The 16,739-nt window shown below is 47.2% G+C and carries 14 protein-coding genes; 6 read left to right on the top strand and 8 right to left on the bottom strand.

Translation table 11 applies throughout. From position 1 onward, the window contains the following. Positions 1–53: 53 nt before the first annotated feature. Positions 54–743 (top strand): phosphoribosylformylglycinamidine synthase subunit PurQ, encoded by a 690-nt coding sequence (gene purQ / locus E4K71_RS12335; RefSeq protein ID WP_135080006.1) that lies wholly within the window; start codon positions 54–56, stop codon positions 741–743. After that, entirely contained in the window at positions 740–2,932 is a 2,193-nt protein-coding gene (purL, locus tag E4K71_RS12330) for a phosphoribosylformylglycinamidine synthase subunit PurL (RefSeq protein WP_135080004.1), read from the top strand. The genes purQ and purL overlap by 4 nt, the downstream gene beginning before the upstream one ends. Positions 2,933–2,998: 66 nt before the next feature. On the opposite strand, the gene E4K71_RS12325 is transcribed toward purL, so the two are convergent. Further along, positions 2,999–5,107 (bottom strand): P-loop NTPase fold protein, encoded by a 2,109-nt coding sequence (locus tag E4K71_RS12325; RefSeq protein WP_135080002.1) that lies wholly within the window; start codon positions 5,105–5,107, stop codon positions 2,999–3,001. Positions 5,108–5,375: 268 nt separating this feature from the next. Here E4K71_RS12325 and E4K71_RS12320 point away from each other — a divergent pair, with 268 nt between their 5' ends. After that, the gene (locus tag E4K71_RS12320) at positions 5,376–6,812 is read left to right on the top strand and encodes a globin-coupled sensor protein (protein ID WP_135080000.1); all 1,437 of its coding nucleotides are present in this window, start codon (positions 5,376–5,378) and stop codon (positions 6,810–6,812) included. A 120-nt stretch (positions 6,813–6,932) separates the two neighbouring features. Then, positions 6,933–8,366: a globin-coupled sensor protein gene (locus E4K71_RS12315; protein ID WP_135079998.1), complete on the top strand. Its 1,434-nt coding sequence runs from the start codon at positions 6,933–6,935 to the stop codon at positions 8,364–8,366. A 74-nt stretch (positions 8,367–8,440) separates the two neighbouring features. Here the strand turns inward: E4K71_RS12315 and E4K71_RS12310 are convergent, their stop codons facing one another. From E4K71_RS12310 to E4K71_RS12285, 6 genes are all read right to left on the bottom strand, one after another. Continuing rightward, positions 8,441–8,701 (bottom strand): DUF1150 family protein, encoded by a 261-nt coding sequence (locus E4K71_RS12310; RefSeq protein WP_135079996.1) that lies wholly within the window; start codon positions 8,699–8,701, stop codon positions 8,441–8,443. A gap of 139 nt (positions 8,702–8,840) precedes the next feature. Further along, positions 8,841–9,305, bottom strand: a complete 465-nt coding sequence (locus E4K71_RS12305; protein WP_135079994.1) for an Hsp20 family protein — start codon at positions 9,303–9,305, stop codon at positions 8,841–8,843. 191 nt (positions 9,306–9,496) lie between these two features. Next, positions 9,497–10,366 carry a phytanoyl-CoA dioxygenase family protein gene (locus E4K71_RS12300; RefSeq protein ID WP_167730514.1) on the bottom strand — a complete coding sequence of 290 codons (870 nt, stop codon included), beginning with the start codon at positions 10,364–10,366 and terminating at the stop codon, positions 9,497–9,499. A 1-nt stretch (position 10,367) separates the two neighbouring features. After that, positions 10,368–10,871, bottom strand: a complete 504-nt coding sequence (locus E4K71_RS12295; RefSeq protein WP_135079990.1) for a hypothetical protein — start codon at positions 10,869–10,871, stop codon at positions 10,368–10,370. A gap of 73 nt (positions 10,872–10,944) precedes the next feature. Continuing rightward, a complete protein-coding gene (locus tag E4K71_RS12290; protein WP_135079988.1) occupies positions 10,945–11,484 on the bottom strand; it encodes a shikimate kinase in 540 nt (179 codons plus the stop codon). A 97-nt stretch (positions 11,485–11,581) separates the two neighbouring features. Next, the gene (locus E4K71_RS12285) at positions 11,582–12,454 is read right to left on the bottom strand and encodes a hypothetical protein (protein WP_135079986.1); all 873 of its coding nucleotides are present in this window, start codon (positions 12,452–12,454) and stop codon (positions 11,582–11,584) included. 768 nt (positions 12,455–13,222) lie between these two features. Between E4K71_RS12285 and purB the strand changes: the two genes are divergently transcribed. Continuing rightward, on the top strand, positions 13,223–14,611 hold the full coding sequence (purB, locus tag E4K71_RS12280; RefSeq protein ID WP_135079984.1) for an adenylosuccinate lyase: 1,389 nt from the start codon (positions 13,223–13,225) through the stop codon (positions 14,609–14,611). Between the two features lie 66 nt (positions 14,612–14,677). Here purB and E4K71_RS12275 read toward each other — a convergent pair whose 3' ends face one another. Beyond that, entirely contained in the window at positions 14,678–15,421 is a 744-nt protein-coding gene (locus tag E4K71_RS12275; RefSeq protein ID WP_135079982.1) for a hypothetical protein, read from the bottom strand. 120 nt (positions 15,422–15,541) lie between these two features. Here E4K71_RS12275 and E4K71_RS12270 point away from each other — a divergent pair, with 120 nt between their 5' ends. Next, positions 15,542–16,708 (top strand): phosphoserine transaminase, encoded by a 1,167-nt coding sequence (locus tag E4K71_RS12270; RefSeq protein ID WP_135079980.1) that lies wholly within the window; start codon positions 15,542–15,544, stop codon positions 16,706–16,708. Positions 16,709–16,739: the final 31 nt, after the last annotated feature.

Genomic DNA, 16,739 nt, shown 5'->3' with positions numbered 1-16,739 from the left:
GGAACCTAGGCCCCTGCCTTCGCAGGGGGACACAAGAGGGAAAAGGTCTTTCCATGAAAGCCGCTGTAATTGTTTTTCCGGGTTCAAACTGTGACCGCGATATGCTGGTCGGGATTGAACATTCCTTAGGGACTGCCCCTGAGATGGTCTGGCACAAAGAAACGGAATTGCCGGACGTTGATTTTATCGCCGTACCGGGCGGGTTCTCTTACGGGGACTACCTGCGTTGTGGCGCCATGTCTGCCCATTCACCGATCATGCGTGAAGTGGTGAAAAAAGCAGAACAAGGCGTGCGCGTTCTCGGTGTTTGTAACGGTTTCCAAATCCTGACAGAAGCTGGTCTTTTGCCGGGTGTGTTGATGCGCAACGCCAAACTGCGTTTCATCTGTAAAGATGTAAACCTGAAGGTGGAAAACGCAGATACAGCCTTTACTAATAAATATAGTGCTGGTCAGACCATCCGCATTCCGGTGGCCCACCATGACGGTAACTTCTTTGCCGATGATGAAACATTGGCAGCCATTGAAGGTAATGGCCAGGTGGCTTTCCGTTATTGCGATGAAGCGGGTAATGTCACCGATGAAGCGAACATCAATGGTTCACGCAACAACATTGCGGGTATCTTCAACGAAAATAAAAACGTACTCGGCATGATGCCGCACCCTGAGCGTCTGGTGGATGCACAGCTGGGTGGGACAGATGGTAAGCCGATGTTTGATGCACTTGTGGAGGCGCTGTCATGAGCCAGATCACACCTGAAATCGTCGCTGAACACGGTCTTTCCGAAGACGAATGGAAGCTCTGCCTTGAGATTATGGGCCGTGAGCCGAACCTGAACGAGCTTGGCATTTTCTCTGTCATGTGGTCAGAACACTGTTCTTACAAATCGTCCAAAAAATGGCTGAAAACCCTGCCGACAGAAGCCCCATGGGTCATCTGTGGTCCGGGTGAAAATGCAGGTATCATTGATATCGGCGATGACGATGCCATCATCTTTAAAATGGAATCTCACAACCACCCGTCTTATATCGAGCCTTATCAAGGCGCGGCAACAGGTGTTGGCGGTATCTTGCGTGATGTATTCACTATGGGCGCGCGCCCGATCTGTAACCTAAACGCCCTGCGTTTCGGTGACACGGACCATGAAAAAACACGTCACCTTGTCAGCGGTGTTGTTGAAGGGATTTCCGGTTACGGTAACTGTGTAGGTGTCCCAACAGTGGCCGGGGAATGTGAATTCCACAAGTCTTACAACGGCAACAACCTGGTAAACGCCATGGCTGTTGGCTTGGCGGATAAGAATAACATCTTCTATTCTGCTGCGGCTGGTGTGGGTAACCCGGTTGTGTATTTCGGTTCCAAAACAGGCCGTGACGGTATCCACGGGGCGACTATGGCCTCTGCCGAATTTACTGAGGATTCAGAAGAGAAGCGTCCAACTGTACAGGTGGGTGACCCGTTCACGGAAAAACTGTTGATCGAAGCCACTCTTGAGCTGATGAAAACAGGCTCTATCGTTGCCATTCAGGATATGGGTGCTGCGGGTCTGACGTCTTCTTCTTTCGAAATGGCCTCTAAAGGCGGCGTGGGTGTTGAGCTGGAGCTTGACCAAGTCCCCATGCGCGAAGAAGGCATGACACCTTACGAACTGATGCTGTCAGAATCACAAGAGCGTATGCTGGTGATCTTGAAGCCGGGTATGGAAGATGTTGCCAAGGCTGTGATGGACAAATGGGACCTTGATTTTGCCGTGATCGGTAAGCTGACCGATACGGGCAATATGGTTCTGAAATGGCATGGTGAAGTGGTTGGCGATCTGCCGATTGATCCGCTGGCACTGGCCTCCCCTGAATATGACCGCCCGTGGGTGAAAACCGAAAAGCCGGCTGTTGTGAAAGCGGGTGATGTGGAAAGTGGTGTGGGCCGTATTGATGCGCTTAAAACACTGATTGGTCATCCGAACTTTGCCTCCAAGCGCTGGATTTGGGAACAGTATGACCATATGGTTATGGGCGATACGGTTGCCCGTCCGGGTGGTGATTCTGCCATCGTTCGTGTGCATGGTTCCACCAAAGGTGTGGCTGTAACATCTGACTGTACACCGCGTTATTGCTACCAGGACCCGCATGAAGGCGGTAAGCAAATCGTTGCGGAAACTTATCGTAACATCACAGCCGTGGGTGCAAAACCGATGGCTGTGACCGATAACCTGAACTTTGGCAATCCGGAACGCCCGGAAATCATGGGTCAGATTGTGGGCTGTATCGAAGGGATTGGCGAGGCATGTCGTGCACTCACATATCCAATCGTTTCCGGTAACGTGTCTTTGTATAACGAAACCAACGGGACAGGCATTTTGCCGACACCGACATTGGGTGCGGTTGGCTTGATCCAGAATGTGGATGATGCGGCAACTGTGGCGTTTAAAGAAGATAATCAGGCGATTGTTGTGATCGGTGAAACAACAGGTTGGCTCGGGGCGTCACGCTACCTTGAAATCCTGTGTGGCCGTGAAGAAGGTGCACCACCGCCGGTAAATCTGGATGTTGAGCTGAAAAACGGTAATTTCGTGCGCGATGAAATTTTGGGCGGGGTGAATACCTGTCACGATATTTCTGATGGCGGTATTGCCGTGGCTGTCACTGAAATGGCGATGGCAGGTAACATTGGTTGTGATATTGAAATTCCAACCAATGTGGAACATGCCTATGCATGGCTGTTTGGTGAAGACCAGGGCCGCTATATTGTGACGGTTCCTGCTGATCAGGCTGATGCTTTTGTGATCAAAGCAGGTAAAGCGGGCGTCACAGCCAACATCATCGGTAGAACCGGGGGCACAGATGTGATCCTTGGCGGTGAATCTGTTGGTGTTGCAGAACTTAAAGACCTGCACGAAAACTGGATGCCGGATTACATGGCGGCTGGCGAATAAGTCAACAGCCTATCCGAACCAAAAGAAAAGCCCTTCCGCATGATATTGCGGAAGGGCTTTTTCTGTTTAGCCCCTAAACTCTAGTTCAATATCGGGATTGTTGTCTCGAATGATTTCACAAATTGGATCATCTTCAAACTTTTTAGGTAATGTACATTTCTGTAGATTATGTAAATCCTGAAGGGGAGTAATGTCTGATATTGAACTGGAACCAAGTCTTAAAAGACGTAGGTTCTTTAGATATTTGATCTGTGAATAATCTTGAACCTTGGAACGGCTTAAGAATATTCGTGTGACATGTGGGAGTTGCTCTAAAAAGTTTAGATCTTTTGTAACGATGTTTGATAGATTCAGAGAGACCAGATTTTTTGACGCACTGAATGTATCGGCTTTTATTGTGACATGCTCAGAAAAGCCAAGAGTTCGCAAGTACGGCATTTGTTGCAGGAAATCTAAATTCTGAATATGACTTCTGCGAATATAGAGACGTTTGAGCTTGGGGAGTTCTGTCAGTATACGACCATCTGAAATCAGGCATTCATCCAAGTCGAGTACTGTTAGGTATGGGAAATTCCTAAGCTTTTCAAAGGCTGCGAAATTACTGCCCCATAAAGTCAGTTCTTCTAAGTATTTAAGTTTGAATAAAGCAGCCCAATTTTCAAAAGACGCATTTCTAAAGTTGAGTGTGGTAATATCCTTAAAGTCGTTTTCTTCAGCGTCTTCCCAGGACATGTCAATTTGTTCTTCAATACGCGCTTTCAGGTCCGTATCAATTTTTGCACTTGATTGCAGAGATTCAAGCTGTTTTGCTTCGGGGAAAGGAGTAATCCCCATCAGCTGTTGCAAGAGTGAGTCTTTACGCAGCTTGGCTTCGATGTCTGTTTCTTTATATTCGTAGGGTTCGCTGTCTTCCTCACTGATTTCAGCCGCCCAGTTGATAAAGAAGGTTTGGGTGTCACGTCGTCTCAACCACTTGTTTTGGTCTGGGTAATTGCGGCGCAAGACCTCTTCGATCAGATGAATTTGAATGGCTTGTGTTACGCTGAGTTCAACACTGGGGTCGGGGAAATCTTTCAGGATCATCTGTGCACCACGGGCCTGCATCAGTGTAGAATTAACCAGACGCTTGGTTTCACGGGGGGAATGTTCGCCCAGATGGCGAATGACATTAATGAAAATATCTTTTTCCAAGCCGTTAGGGTCAATGCCAAGGCTGCGCCATTCCTCTTCGCTGATCAGTTGCTTGACATATTTACTGACAAGGCCCTCATGTGGGTCCATGGTCACTTCGACCTGAAACATTTTGGCGAGATAATATTTGGATTTCTCTTCCCCAACGCCAAGGTCTTTATAGTATTTTTTAATCTGTTGCTTGACGACACTTTCATCCAGTCCCAGTACAAAGACCAGTCCGGGGATATTGAGGTAGAGTTTAAGGGCTTCGAGAACCTGCAAAGCGACATCGGGCAGGCAGCGGTCCAGATCATCAATAAACACAACCAGACGATATTGTTTGGGACCTTCCCATTCATTATCTGTGGGCTTTATGAATTCCCCCACCCATTTTTCAAAAGTATGCTCAAATGCATTGAGATAGGCGGTTTCCGGGCTGATATCTTCATTTTCAAAAACCTTGATCAGCTGTTTGACATCAATTTCCCCTTTGACCCCCATTAACTCCCCTTTTAATTTCAGGGCACTGAGTGCGGTGGTGAGTTTACTGCCCAGAAAACCGGAAAACTTGCTGATGACTTCGCCAATGGTTTTGCTGTTGCTATCACGGTGTTTGATGCAGGCCAGAATAATTTCGACAATCAAGCCACGCCAGACATCTTCCTTGGTGGAATATTTCCATGGATAGAAATTCACCGGGAGAACATGGGGCCAATGGTGATCTGTATCGGGAATATCATCATTTAACGGAACAATGCGGGAATTCCATTCTTCCAGCCCTTCGGCCAGCCAATGCATGGCGGTGGACTTACCGCTGCCCCAAGTGCCGTATACCGCAACGGAAAGAGGGGTTTGGGTGTTTTTATGGCGCAAAATATCCAGCACCGGACCCATGGTACGGGTCAGGCGGAACTTATCGTTATCAGCCAGCTGTTCTTTGATAGGGGCGTCTGAAAGGGCTGTGATTGTGGGTTCTGTAGTCCAGGCACTGGGTAACGTCATTTGCCATTCTCGTAATTTATGTAAAATTTGAATGAATTATAGGTAAAGAAGAGACAAATAAAAGTAGAAAATAGCTTTCTAATGCGATTTTTTGATAGAAGGGTATATCGTAGTGTAGGCATGTAATGCTTTGATGACATACAATTGTATTGATTTTCCCCTTTAATTGCTTCTTCATTTTTGATATCTATAAGAAATTAAGAATGGTTATTAATTGCAAGTTGAGTGCGCTCCAGCGAAGCAATTAGAAGTAATAAGGACAGCTGAGATGGCACAAAACCCGGTCTCAATTCAGGAAAGAATGGAATTCCTGCGCCTTGATGATATTTCACGGGCCCGTTTATGTGATGCATGGCGGGTGATTGAACCGCAGCTGGATTATGTGCTTGAAGAATTTTATGCCCATGTGACAACGCAACCGATTTTACAGGAAAAAATCGGTTCTCCAGATCGCATTACCGGATTGAAAAAAGCGCAAGGCGGCCATTGGCAGGCTTTGTTTTCCGGTGAATTTGACGAGAGCTATATGGCGCGTGTGCGAACCGTTGGGGAAACTCATTACCGGATTGGGCTGGATCAAAACTGGTATATGGGGGGCTATTGTCTTGTTCTTAATCGTTTGTGCGAAATCATTGCCAAGACCCATAAACGCAATGCGCTCAAGGCTGCGGAATTGATTAATGTGGTGAATAAAGCAGTCTTTCTGGATATGGATTTGGCCTTGTCCATTTACCATGACATGCATGCTCAGGCATCACGTGATCGCCAGATGCGGCGCAACGAAGCCATTGAACTGTTTAATTGTGCCACAACACCGATTTTGGGTTCGATGAAAGAGGCTGGAATTGATTTGATGTCCATGGCAAACACCATGTTTATGAACGCAAACCAGACCAGCGATTATGCCGACACGGTGGCAACAGCGGCCAATGAAGCCAGCCAAAATGTGGATACCGTGGCCCAAAATGCAGAAGAGTTAACCGTTGCCATTCATGAAATTGCCAATAAGGTCGTACAATCCAAACAAATCACAGGAGAGGCTGTGACGCAGGTTGAAACCACAAACCAATTGGTCTCTGGCTTGAGCGATGCCTCAAATGAAATTGGTCAGGTGGTTAATCTGATCAATGATATTGCTGGACAAACCAATATGCTGGCCCTGAATGCAACGATTGAGGCTGCACGCGCCGGTCAGGCGGGTAAGGGCTTTGCAGTTGTGGCAAGTGAGGTTAAGAACCTTGCCAAGCAAACTGCACAGGCCACCAGCCAGATCGCAGCCCAGGTGGGGAACATTCAAACCGCAACCCATCAGGCAACCGGGGCTATGGAAAGCATTAATGCGATCATTAATCAAAGCAGCGATATTGCTGAGACCATTGCCAGTGCGGTGGAACAGCAAAGCAGTGCCATTCAGGAAATTTCCCATAACGCCCATGAAGCCGCGCAAGGCACAACGGCGATGGCCAAGACAATTGTGAAAGTCGGCAATGCCGCCTTGCAAACCAAGGCCAATGCCGAAAACCTAAAGGGGACATCCAGCAGCATGGAAGGGGCTTCCAAAGGTCTGACGATTGAAATTGAACATTTCTTTGATACCGTCCAACAGTTGAAAAATAACCCCAATGCCACGCAACCCAATTTTATGAAAATAGATTTGGAAGAAGAAGCTGCACAGGGCAGTGAAGATGATCTTGAGTTGTTTTAAAAGAGTATTATTGAAAGGCTTTTAACCTTTAGTTTAATATCCTTGTTCAGCATTAACGCTTTGTACAATCTGTAATTTTTGCTATTTATCAATTGGGATAGATATCAAAGGAACAGACAGATGGCTCAAGCCACGGTTTCCCTTCAAGAACGCTTGGCGTTTTTAGGGATCGACCAGCATGCCTGTACGGCCATGCGTGAAGCATGGCATTTACTGGAACCTCATTTAGACAGTGTGCTGGAAGAGTTTTATGCACATGTGGTTGCTTTTCCTTTTCTGGCGGAAAAGGTTGGGGGAGCAGAGCGGGTTCCGGTCCTGAAAAAAACACAGTTCGCCCATTGGGAAGCCCTTTTTCGTGGCGAGTTTGATACGGCGTATGAAGAGCGTGCCCGCATGGTTGCAGCTGCACATTATCGTATCGGACTGGAACAAACCTGGTATTTAGGTGGCTATTGCAAGGTTCTGAGCAGCCTAAGCCGTGTGATTTTGAAGGGCTGTAAACGTAATCCGGCAAAAGCGGCCCCCCTTGTTGATGCGGTCAATAAGGCGGCTTTTCTCGATATGGACCTTGCGCTGTCTATTTATCATGAGATGCATCAAGAAGCATCCAAAGAGCGCCAAGCCCGTCGAAATGATGCGATTGATTTATTTGACTGTGCCACAATACCTTTGCTCGCGTCGATGAAAGAGGTCGGGATTGATATGATGTCCATGGCCAATACCATGTTTGTGAATGCCCAGCAGACTACCGAATATGCTGATACGGTGGCCGCAGCGGTAAATGAAGCCAGCCAAAATGTAGAAACGGTGGCTCAAAATGCAGAAGAACTGGATGTTTCCATTGATGAGATTGCCAATAAGGTGGTGCAATCACGCGATGTGACAAATCAGGCTGTCTCGCAAGTTGAACAAACCAACCATCTTGTTTCAGGGTTAAGCGAGGCTTCAAATGAAATTGGTCAGGTGATTAATTTGATTAATGATATCGCCGGACAAACCAATATGCTGGCGTTAAACGCCACCATTGAAGCCGCACGTGCGGGGGAGGCTGGCAAGGGGTTTGCCGTTGTTGCCAGTGAAGTGAAAAATCTCGCCAATCAGACAGGGCAGGCCACCAGTCAGATTGCCAGTCAGGTCAATAATATCCAGAGTGCCACACAACAGGCGACCGAGGCCATGAAGTCCATTGGTCGGATCATTGCTCAAGGCAGTGAAATCGCAGAAATGATTGCAACTGCTGTTGAACAGCAAAGCAATGCGATTAAGGAAATCAGTCATAACGCGCAACAAGCTTCCGGTGAGGCACGCGCCATGTCTGAAACCATTACCAAAGTGGAAGGGGCGGCTGCACAAACCGAAGCCAATGCAGAAAACCTGAAAGGGACGTCCAGCACGATGGAAGAAGTCTCAAAAGGTTTGACGATTGAGATTGAGCATTTCTTTGATACGGTACAAAAACTTAAAAATAACCCCGGTGCCACAGCTCATAACTTCATGGAAGTGGATCTGTATGGGGAGAATGAGGAAGAAGAGGACGACCTCGAACTGTTTTAGTACTGACCCAAGAGCAAAAAAGTCCCCGCTTTAAATGAAGCGGGGGACCTTTACAGCGTCTATATCGTGCGATGTTAGTGAACGCTGAGTGCATGCATGTCATATTGGAAAGCGGTTGCAAAGGCGATGTCACGGGTATCTGTATGACCGAGATGTTCACCACTGCCGCTGTAGATTGAATAGCCAGGGGTGCCTTCAACAATTTCCTCAACCACATAGGCCAGACGTTCGTTGTCAAAAGCTTTGCAAGCTTCTTCGCGCGTATAAGAGATCAGAGCGTGCTCTTCGCTAAAGATATAGTTGGTCATGGCGGCCTCCATTCTGTTCGACACCATGTCGTCGTTTTCCTTGAGCCTGCCCAACGTGACCTTCTGTCGTTGTTCAGGCCCGTTCACACAGCGGATTATAGCAAAAAACAGCTTGTTTTTGCTATAATTTTGATCACGACTTGGTGATAAGAACAGTGAAATATACTTATTCGGGTTTGACGTCTATGGTCTTGGCATTGGTCGGGACATGTGGGCGTTCCATATCTTCAATGGGGATTTGGCGCACTTGGGTTTCCGGGATCGGTAGTTCCAGATCCACATGCAACAAGCCTTTTTCAAGGCGCGCCCCGGTGACTTCCACCCCTTCGGCCAGAACAAAGCTGCGCTGGAACTGGCGTGCAGCAATGCCGCGATGGATGAAGATGCGATCACTGTCATCTTGCGTATTTTTACCACGGACCATCAATTGATTATCTTCAATTGTTACCGCCAGGTCATCCATGGAAAAGCCAGCGACAGCCAGCGAAATACGCAGGCGGTTTTGTGCCAGTTGTTCGATATTATAGGGCGGATAGCCTTCCGCAGAAGATTTGGACACGCGATCAAGAACCTGTTCAAAGTGGTCAAAGCCAAGGAGTAAAGGACTGTTAAAAACCGACAGTCGGGGCATGAGTGTCTCCTTTTAAAAAGCGAGATATATCGCAAATCCCGAGTAATTTTGATTAAAAATTACGGCAGACGTATTTGCGTAAAATCAAAGAGTTATATCCAAATCAATCAATTTGGATATAAGACGTAAGGATACAGCCCTTTATAGGCACCGCATCACCGTCTCTAATCTTGTCAGGAATAGCTCAAGAGTCAAGGCTGTGTAATGCCGATTTTTCGCCCGGCTTCTTCCAGTTCTGGCGAAACCCGTTCCATATGGTCATATTTTGCGAACTGTCCACAAATCATGCGAATGCGCTTTTCCACACAGGGCGGTTCGGTCAGGTCAAACAGGGGCGGACATAATGGGTCAAAGGCCCTGTTCTGAAACTCCAGTGACAGGGAAATGCGCGGTTCTTTGGCATATTTGGATGAACGCCCGGACCAGTGCCATAAATCCTGACGCCAGCCCAGAAGGGACCCGGCCTTGGCTGGCAGGCAGCGTACATCTTGCAGCAGGATATCGCTTGGCTCCGTCACTGGCTGGTCATAGTCTTTTTGACGCGATAGAGGCAGGATATTCATACAGCCGTTTTCCGGTGTGGCATGTGTCAGTGGAATCCATAGAGATAGGCTGACAAGGAAATCATCAAAAAAGGCGCATTCGCCGGGATAGTCCACATGGGGGGGCCAACCCGATGTGGCTCCTTGACTGTCCGTATCAATATGCCAGGCCCAGAAATGGGGCAGCAGGCCAAAATTATCCCCCAGAAAATGAGACAGAAACTCATCCAGCTGATGAAACAGGTCCCAAACCTCGTCATAGACATAAATGAAGGCTGCAGGCCAGCCGTGCTGAACAAGGTTTTCAATGCCTAAACGCAAAGCCTGAATGGATTTAGATGCAAAGACCGGACCTTGATGAAGATAGCCATCATGATGGATGGTGTCTGAAATTTCATCCAGCTGGTGGGTTGGAAAGGCAATGGGCGGGCTGAAGGTTGGGTGATCGTTTACAGACAGGTGGGGATTGAGTTCCTGCCAATAAGAAAGTTCAAGAAGGCGTTCAGTCGGTAATATCATTTTACATCGGGCGTTTTTCGGGATCATATTTTACAGGCTGAAGGCCCAGTTTGCGCAATTCTGTATCGACAGCATTTTTGCATTTGCGCACCCAGTTCAAGGCGGTTTCTTGTTGTTTTAACCGCATTTCAATGTCTTTGACCTCTTGATTATAGCGGTCCATGTTTTCTTTTACATGATTGCGTTTTGCCGAACCGGTTAGGCCCAGATCACGTGCAGCCTGTTGGGCGCGTTGGAAATAGTCGCCTTTTTGTGCCCGACTGTCATCCAGCACCATTTTGCTCATTTCAATGTTTTTGCGTCCGGCCTTGTCCATGGTCCCCATGTCATATTCCTGTTCACGCCAGAATTTTTCCGGGGACAGGCTGGCATAAAGCTTGTCATAGGGGTCATGGGGTTTACAGCTGATATCCAGATTGGCATTCCAGGCGGCAGGCGCAGGTTCACCACAGGCCGTTAACACGGTTGCACTGCAAATGGTGAGAATTGTAAGGACTTTTTTCATGTGTGCCTGTCTTTCAGCCTTCCCTCGATGGATATACTATAAGAGAAATCATGGGTGGGGAAAATGACCCTGATCAGAGATAAGGCTGAATTTTTTCATATACCGTTTCAGTGAGCTGTTTTTTTGAATGGTTTTCAATATCAATCACGATATCAGCAGCTTGTTCATAAAACGGCAGGCGGCGGTGCATGACGTCTTCGGCGGATTTTGTTTCTGACAGGGAAGGACGGCGTGCATCGCCTTTGACTTTGGCAGCCAGACGGGCGATATCACCCTTGAGCCAGACAATCTTGCCATTTTCACGCAACAGGTTGATTTTTCGTTCAGAATAAATTTCGTTGCCGTCTTTATCCACATCAACAATGATGCCGCCCCCGCAATCAATGATATTGCCATCCAGAGCGCATATCTTTTGCAAGGTGGCATATTCCATATCACGAAAAGCCGCCCAATCCCCATTGTGGTCTGATAAAATCTCAGGGATGGATTTGCCCCCATGATCATATTGAATCAGCAAGTCAGAGGATAAAACATCACGTTTGGTTAACACGCTTAAACGGCGTGAAATTTTGGACTTTCCAGCCCCGCGCATGCCGATGAGAATAATATTCATTGAACGCCCTTCCCCTAGAGTTTTACACCCTAGCCTTAAGCGATATTGCAGTGCGGAACAAGTTTTTTTATCTATGAGGAAGGGCTTCCCGCCATATTTATCCGGGGCTTGTATCGCTCTGTTGGTTTGCAGCCATCTTTAACTCATTCAACCTGCTTTGGTAGAAAATGATATCCTCTTGGAGCTTGTCAATTGCCTTGCGTTCGTCTTCCAAGCCTTTGTCAGTTATGGCAAGCTCTTTCAGTTGGGTGTGTTGCGCAATGGAATTGAGAACCTCAACAGAGGTAGTGTCGCGAAAATACAGGGCATAAACCTGCTCGTATGTCCAAATTTCTAACGTGCTTGGGTCCTTGGAATCTTTCCAGTCCTGAAACGCTTTGGGGTTTGACAAAGCACGTGCCTTTCCTGCCTCATGATGTCCGCCCATTGTTCCGAGGTATACATGGCTTGTATGTGCCTCAAAACCAAAGGAAAGATCATCGGGAAAAGGGGGAGGAAAAGGTGTTTCAATAGCTCTTGCCTTATCAAGGAATTCATTAGCCTTGGCATAATGTGCATTCACTTCATCCAGTTTCGCCATTACTTTTTTGCTTAATTCTGCATATTTCGGGGCTTTACCATTCATGATCTTTTCAATGAGATCCTGATTGGGCAAGGCAACACGCGGATCAAAACTTAATCCCATGCCTGTATCGGGATCTTGGCCCGTGCCTGAAATTCGATATTCGCCATTATGCAAGCGCGTTATGGCAAATGTGTCATAAACGCCAAGGAGCCCCATGGCTTCCCTCATTGCCTTGCTCGCTTTGTGAACTTCATGACTAGCTTTATCGTGATATAGGTGTTGTTGTGCCGTTTTCAGGGTACGTTCAAGGTTCTCAGCTTCTTGAGCTGGAGTTAAGTTTTTGAACTGTGCAGCATGGGCTCTGAAGGTTTCGACAAGTGTTGGATCGTCGAGCTTTTTTGTCATAGCTCCTGAGGCCAAGAGTTCTTTTATGTCAAAAGAGGGAAGCTGACCCTGAGGTTGGCTTTGTCGATATTGGACAGCAGTTATGGACGCCTGAAGGGGATCTATAGACATTATATTCTCTCCATTTTATCTGTAGCCTTGGGCAAGGAAGTTCTGAGATGAAGAAAATCGTGTCGATAATATTTTTTGTAAATCCCGTCAGTGTACATTTTTCCTACCTTGCGTGTTAATGAATAGGTAAGATTTACCTATCTTAAATTGCCAATATCCCGGAAGATCTTAGTTTATATCTCCGAACGAGGAGGTTCTCGCGGAATACAAGCAAGTATCGCGCCACTTTTAGTCGTTTAGAGAGCTCTCCAGTGAGGCCACTTTTTCAGTACAGGTCCAATGAGGATTCGAGCGGTGAGATGTTTGCGTTTGTGAGTTTCATTTTATTTAATGGTGGGGCCATGTTGCAGTATCCATCTGATTTTTAATGTTTTTATACATCTACCCCTATCAAACATTGACCAAGCCGAGAAAATCATTAAAAACCAGTCTCGTAGATCGCTTTCGTATGATAGAAACGTGTTTTTTGCATGACACTTTGCCATGCAATCGCATGATGCTTTTCACACCAAAAATTGGCGCAAGCAATACGCGACCAACACGGTGCATGAACACACACTTTCATGAGCGCATTTACACACCTTGACGATGGCGATTTTAAGCGAGGATTTGCGAAAAACCGCCGGAAACCGCCACTGTCCATAGGAGACTAATAATATGATCCCGCGTTATTCCAACAAAGCCATGACCGATATTTGGGAACCAGCCAATAAGTTTCGCATCTGGTTTGAAATTGAAGCGCATGCTTTGACGAAAATGGAAGAGCTGAATGTTGTTCCTGAAGGCACAGCCAAAGTGGTTTGGGACAAAGGTAACAAGGAATATACGCCAGAGCGGATCGCGCGCATTGATGAGATCGAGCTGGAAGTCAAGCATGACGTGATCGCTTTTTTGACGGAATTGTCTGAAAATGTTGGTCCGGAAGCTCGTTTTGTGCACCAGGGGATGACGTCTTCTGACGTTTTGGATACATGTCTCGGTGTACAGATGATGCAGGCGGCTGATCTGTTGTTGAAAGACATGGATCGTATGTTGGCAGCTTTGAAAACGCGGGCAGAAGAAACCAAATATATGGTTTGTATTGGCCGCTCCCACGGGATCCATGCAGAGCCTGTCACGATGGGGCTGAAATTTGCACGTTTTTATGCGGAAATGAAGCGTAACAAAGAACGCCTGGAACGCGCACGTGAAGAGATAGCGACTTGTGCGATTTCCGGTGCGGTTGGTACATTCGCCAACGTTGACCCGCGTGTTGAAGAATATGTGGCTGAACAAATGGGCCTGACACCGGAGCCAATTTCCACACAGGTGATCCCGCGTGATCGCCATGCCCATTATTTCTGTGTTTTGGGCATGATCGCCTCTTCTATTGAAAATATCGCTATTGAAATTCGTCACATGCAGCGTACCGAAGTGCGTGAAGCGCAGGAATATTTTGCACCGGGGCAAAAAGGCTCTTCTGCCATGCCGCACAAACGTAACCCGATCCTGACAGAAAACCTGACAGGTCTGGCGCGTATCGTTCGCATGTCTGTGACACCGGCATTGGAAAATGTTGCCCTGTGGCACGAGCGTGATATTTCCCACTCTTCTGTGGAACGGATGATTGGCCCAGATGCAACTGTGACATTGAATTTTGCACTTGGCCGTTTGGCAGGTACCATTGAGAAACTGGTTGTCTATCCGCAGAACATGCTGGATCACATGAACAACTTCGGTGGCATCCATGATGCGCAGCGTGTTTTGTTGTTCCTGACGCAAAATAACGTATCGCGTGAAGACAGCTATCGCATCGTACAGCGCAATGCCATGCGTGTGTGGAAATCCTACGGGATTGATCCGGATAACCCGGATGGTGAAGTTGTGATGGATGAGACGGAAAAAGAAGCGCAAAACCATGACAACCGCCTGTTCTTCTTCTTGTCTAAAGATGAGGGGCTGACAGAGCATCTGACGGTTGATCAGTTGAAAACACTGTTGGATGAAGATTCAATCAGCTATCACACCAAACGTGTGGACGTGATTTTTGATCGTGTATTTGGCTAAGTTGTCAGGTTTCTGAATGAACGCCTTAATGGGCCTCTGTTTAAGCAGGGGCCCATTTTTTATGGTTTATCTAATCTTTTGTAGATTGATGATCAGTTTTGAAATTTCGCGCTGTTCATCTACGGACAGGAAAATGGATGGCCCCAGGTCTTTGTCATGTTCGGGAAAGACAAATTCAGAGAAAAGGGCGAGAAGAAAGTCTCTGGCCTGGCGTCGGGTGAATTGCAATGTGCCTTCATCATGTTGAATTTGACCGTTTTTGAAAGAGCTTTCGAAGATGGTGATGAACCAGTCAAGGCGGGGTTCAAAATTGTGAAAGGCATGGGCAATACGCACCAGTGTTTCGATACGAATTTTACGGATTGCTTCTAAGGCAAAGAAATCATCCCAATGAAAATCCGGGCCGTTTTTACCAATTTCATGGCGCATCAGCTCATTGGCTGTATCGTGATATTGTTCATATTGTTCGCGACCTAAAATTTGATCGAGCATATGAAAATAGCTTGCTAACTGTTTGTTTGAAATGCGACGTTGTTTTTGGTCAAACAGTTTTTCCAGTGGTTGAACCATAACCCGGCCATAGGCATTGGTGCGTGGCGGCACCAAAAGATCAAGCTGAATATTATGTTCACAGCGTTCGTGAATGGAATGGCAAAAGGCTTCAACCTGTATATTGCCAATGGTCAGGGCCTGTCTGATCTCTTCCAGTTCATCAAGAGTGACTTTGCCGTCTTGGGCCCGTTCTTTGGCGGCACTAATGACGATATTAACAGTCATGTCGAATGTATTCTTACAGGGGGTTCCCGACATCTCTTTTAGCCTTTATTTATTCTAATTCAGTCTTTCTTGTCATTTTATTGTCTATTTTTCGACTTTTCGCTATAAGGCTGAATACTTAGTGTTCTTTTATGCTGAATAAGGCGTTCCTTGATGACAAACCTGCCAAAACCAACACAGAAACCTGCCAATCCGAACTTTTCTTCCGGTCCTTGTTCCAAACGTCCGGGCTATAGCCTTGAGGCATTGAAGGAATCGGCCTTAGGGCGCTCTCATCGTGCCAAGATTGGTAAAGACAAACTGGCAGAGGTCATTGAACGCACCAAGGCTGTGTTGGGAATTCCCGCAGATTATCGTGTCGGGATTGTTCCGGCTTCTGATACAGGGGCGGTGGAAATGTCGCTTTGGTCTATGTTGGGCGCACGTGGTGTGGACATGTTGGCGTGGGAAAGTTTTGGCAAAGGCTGGGTGAATGATGTCACCAACCAGTTGAAGCTGGAAGATGTGCGCGTTCTGGATGCCCCTTATGGGGAGTTACCGGATTTATCAGCCGTTGATTTTTCCCGTGATGTGGTTTTTACCTGGAATGGGACTACATCGGGTGTGCGTGTGCCCAATGGGGACTGGATTGCAGATGATCGTGAGGGGCTGAGTATTGTCGATGCGACGTCTGCGGTATTTGCCATGGATATTCCGTGGCAGAAGGTGGATGTGCTGACCTATAGCTGGCAAAAAGTCATGGGGGGCGAAGGGGCACATGGTATGTTGGTTTTGTCCCCGCGTGCTGTTGAACGTTTGGAAAGCTATACGCCCAACTGGCCTTTGCCGAAAATTTTCCGCCTGACCAAAGGTGGCAAATTAATCGAAGGGATTTTTACAGGTGCTACCATCAATACGCCTTCCATGTTGTGTGTTGAAGATGCGCTGGATGGCTTGAAATGGGCTGAAAGTCTGGGTGGCTTATCAGCCTTGATCAAGCGCTCTCAGGATAATTTGCAGGTGATGGAAGACTGGGTTGGTCAGACGGCTGAGGTTGAGTTTTTGGCAGCTGATGAAAATACACGTTCCAACACATCGGTTTGCCTGAAAATCACAGCTGACTGGTTTAAGGCATTGAGTGAAGGAGATCAGGCCAAGGCTGCCAAGAAAGTGGTTGCTGTTTTGGATGCAGAAGAGGCTGCTTATGATATCGGAGCTTATAAAGAGGCACCGGTCGGGTTGCGTATCTGGTGTGGGGCCACGATTGAGGCCAGTGACCTTAAACTTCTCACCCCATGGATTGACTGGGCGCTGAGCGAAGTTTCAAAAGAGTTTTCTTAAAAAATAAGGAGGGCCATTGGTCCCTCCTTTA

It is taken from the genome of Terasakiella sp. SH-1 (assembly GCF_004564135.1).
Classification (GTDB): domain Bacteria; phylum Pseudomonadota; class Alphaproteobacteria; order Rhodospirillales; family Terasakiellaceae; genus Terasakiella.
This window is presented reverse-complemented; position numbering and strand designations above follow the sequence as displayed.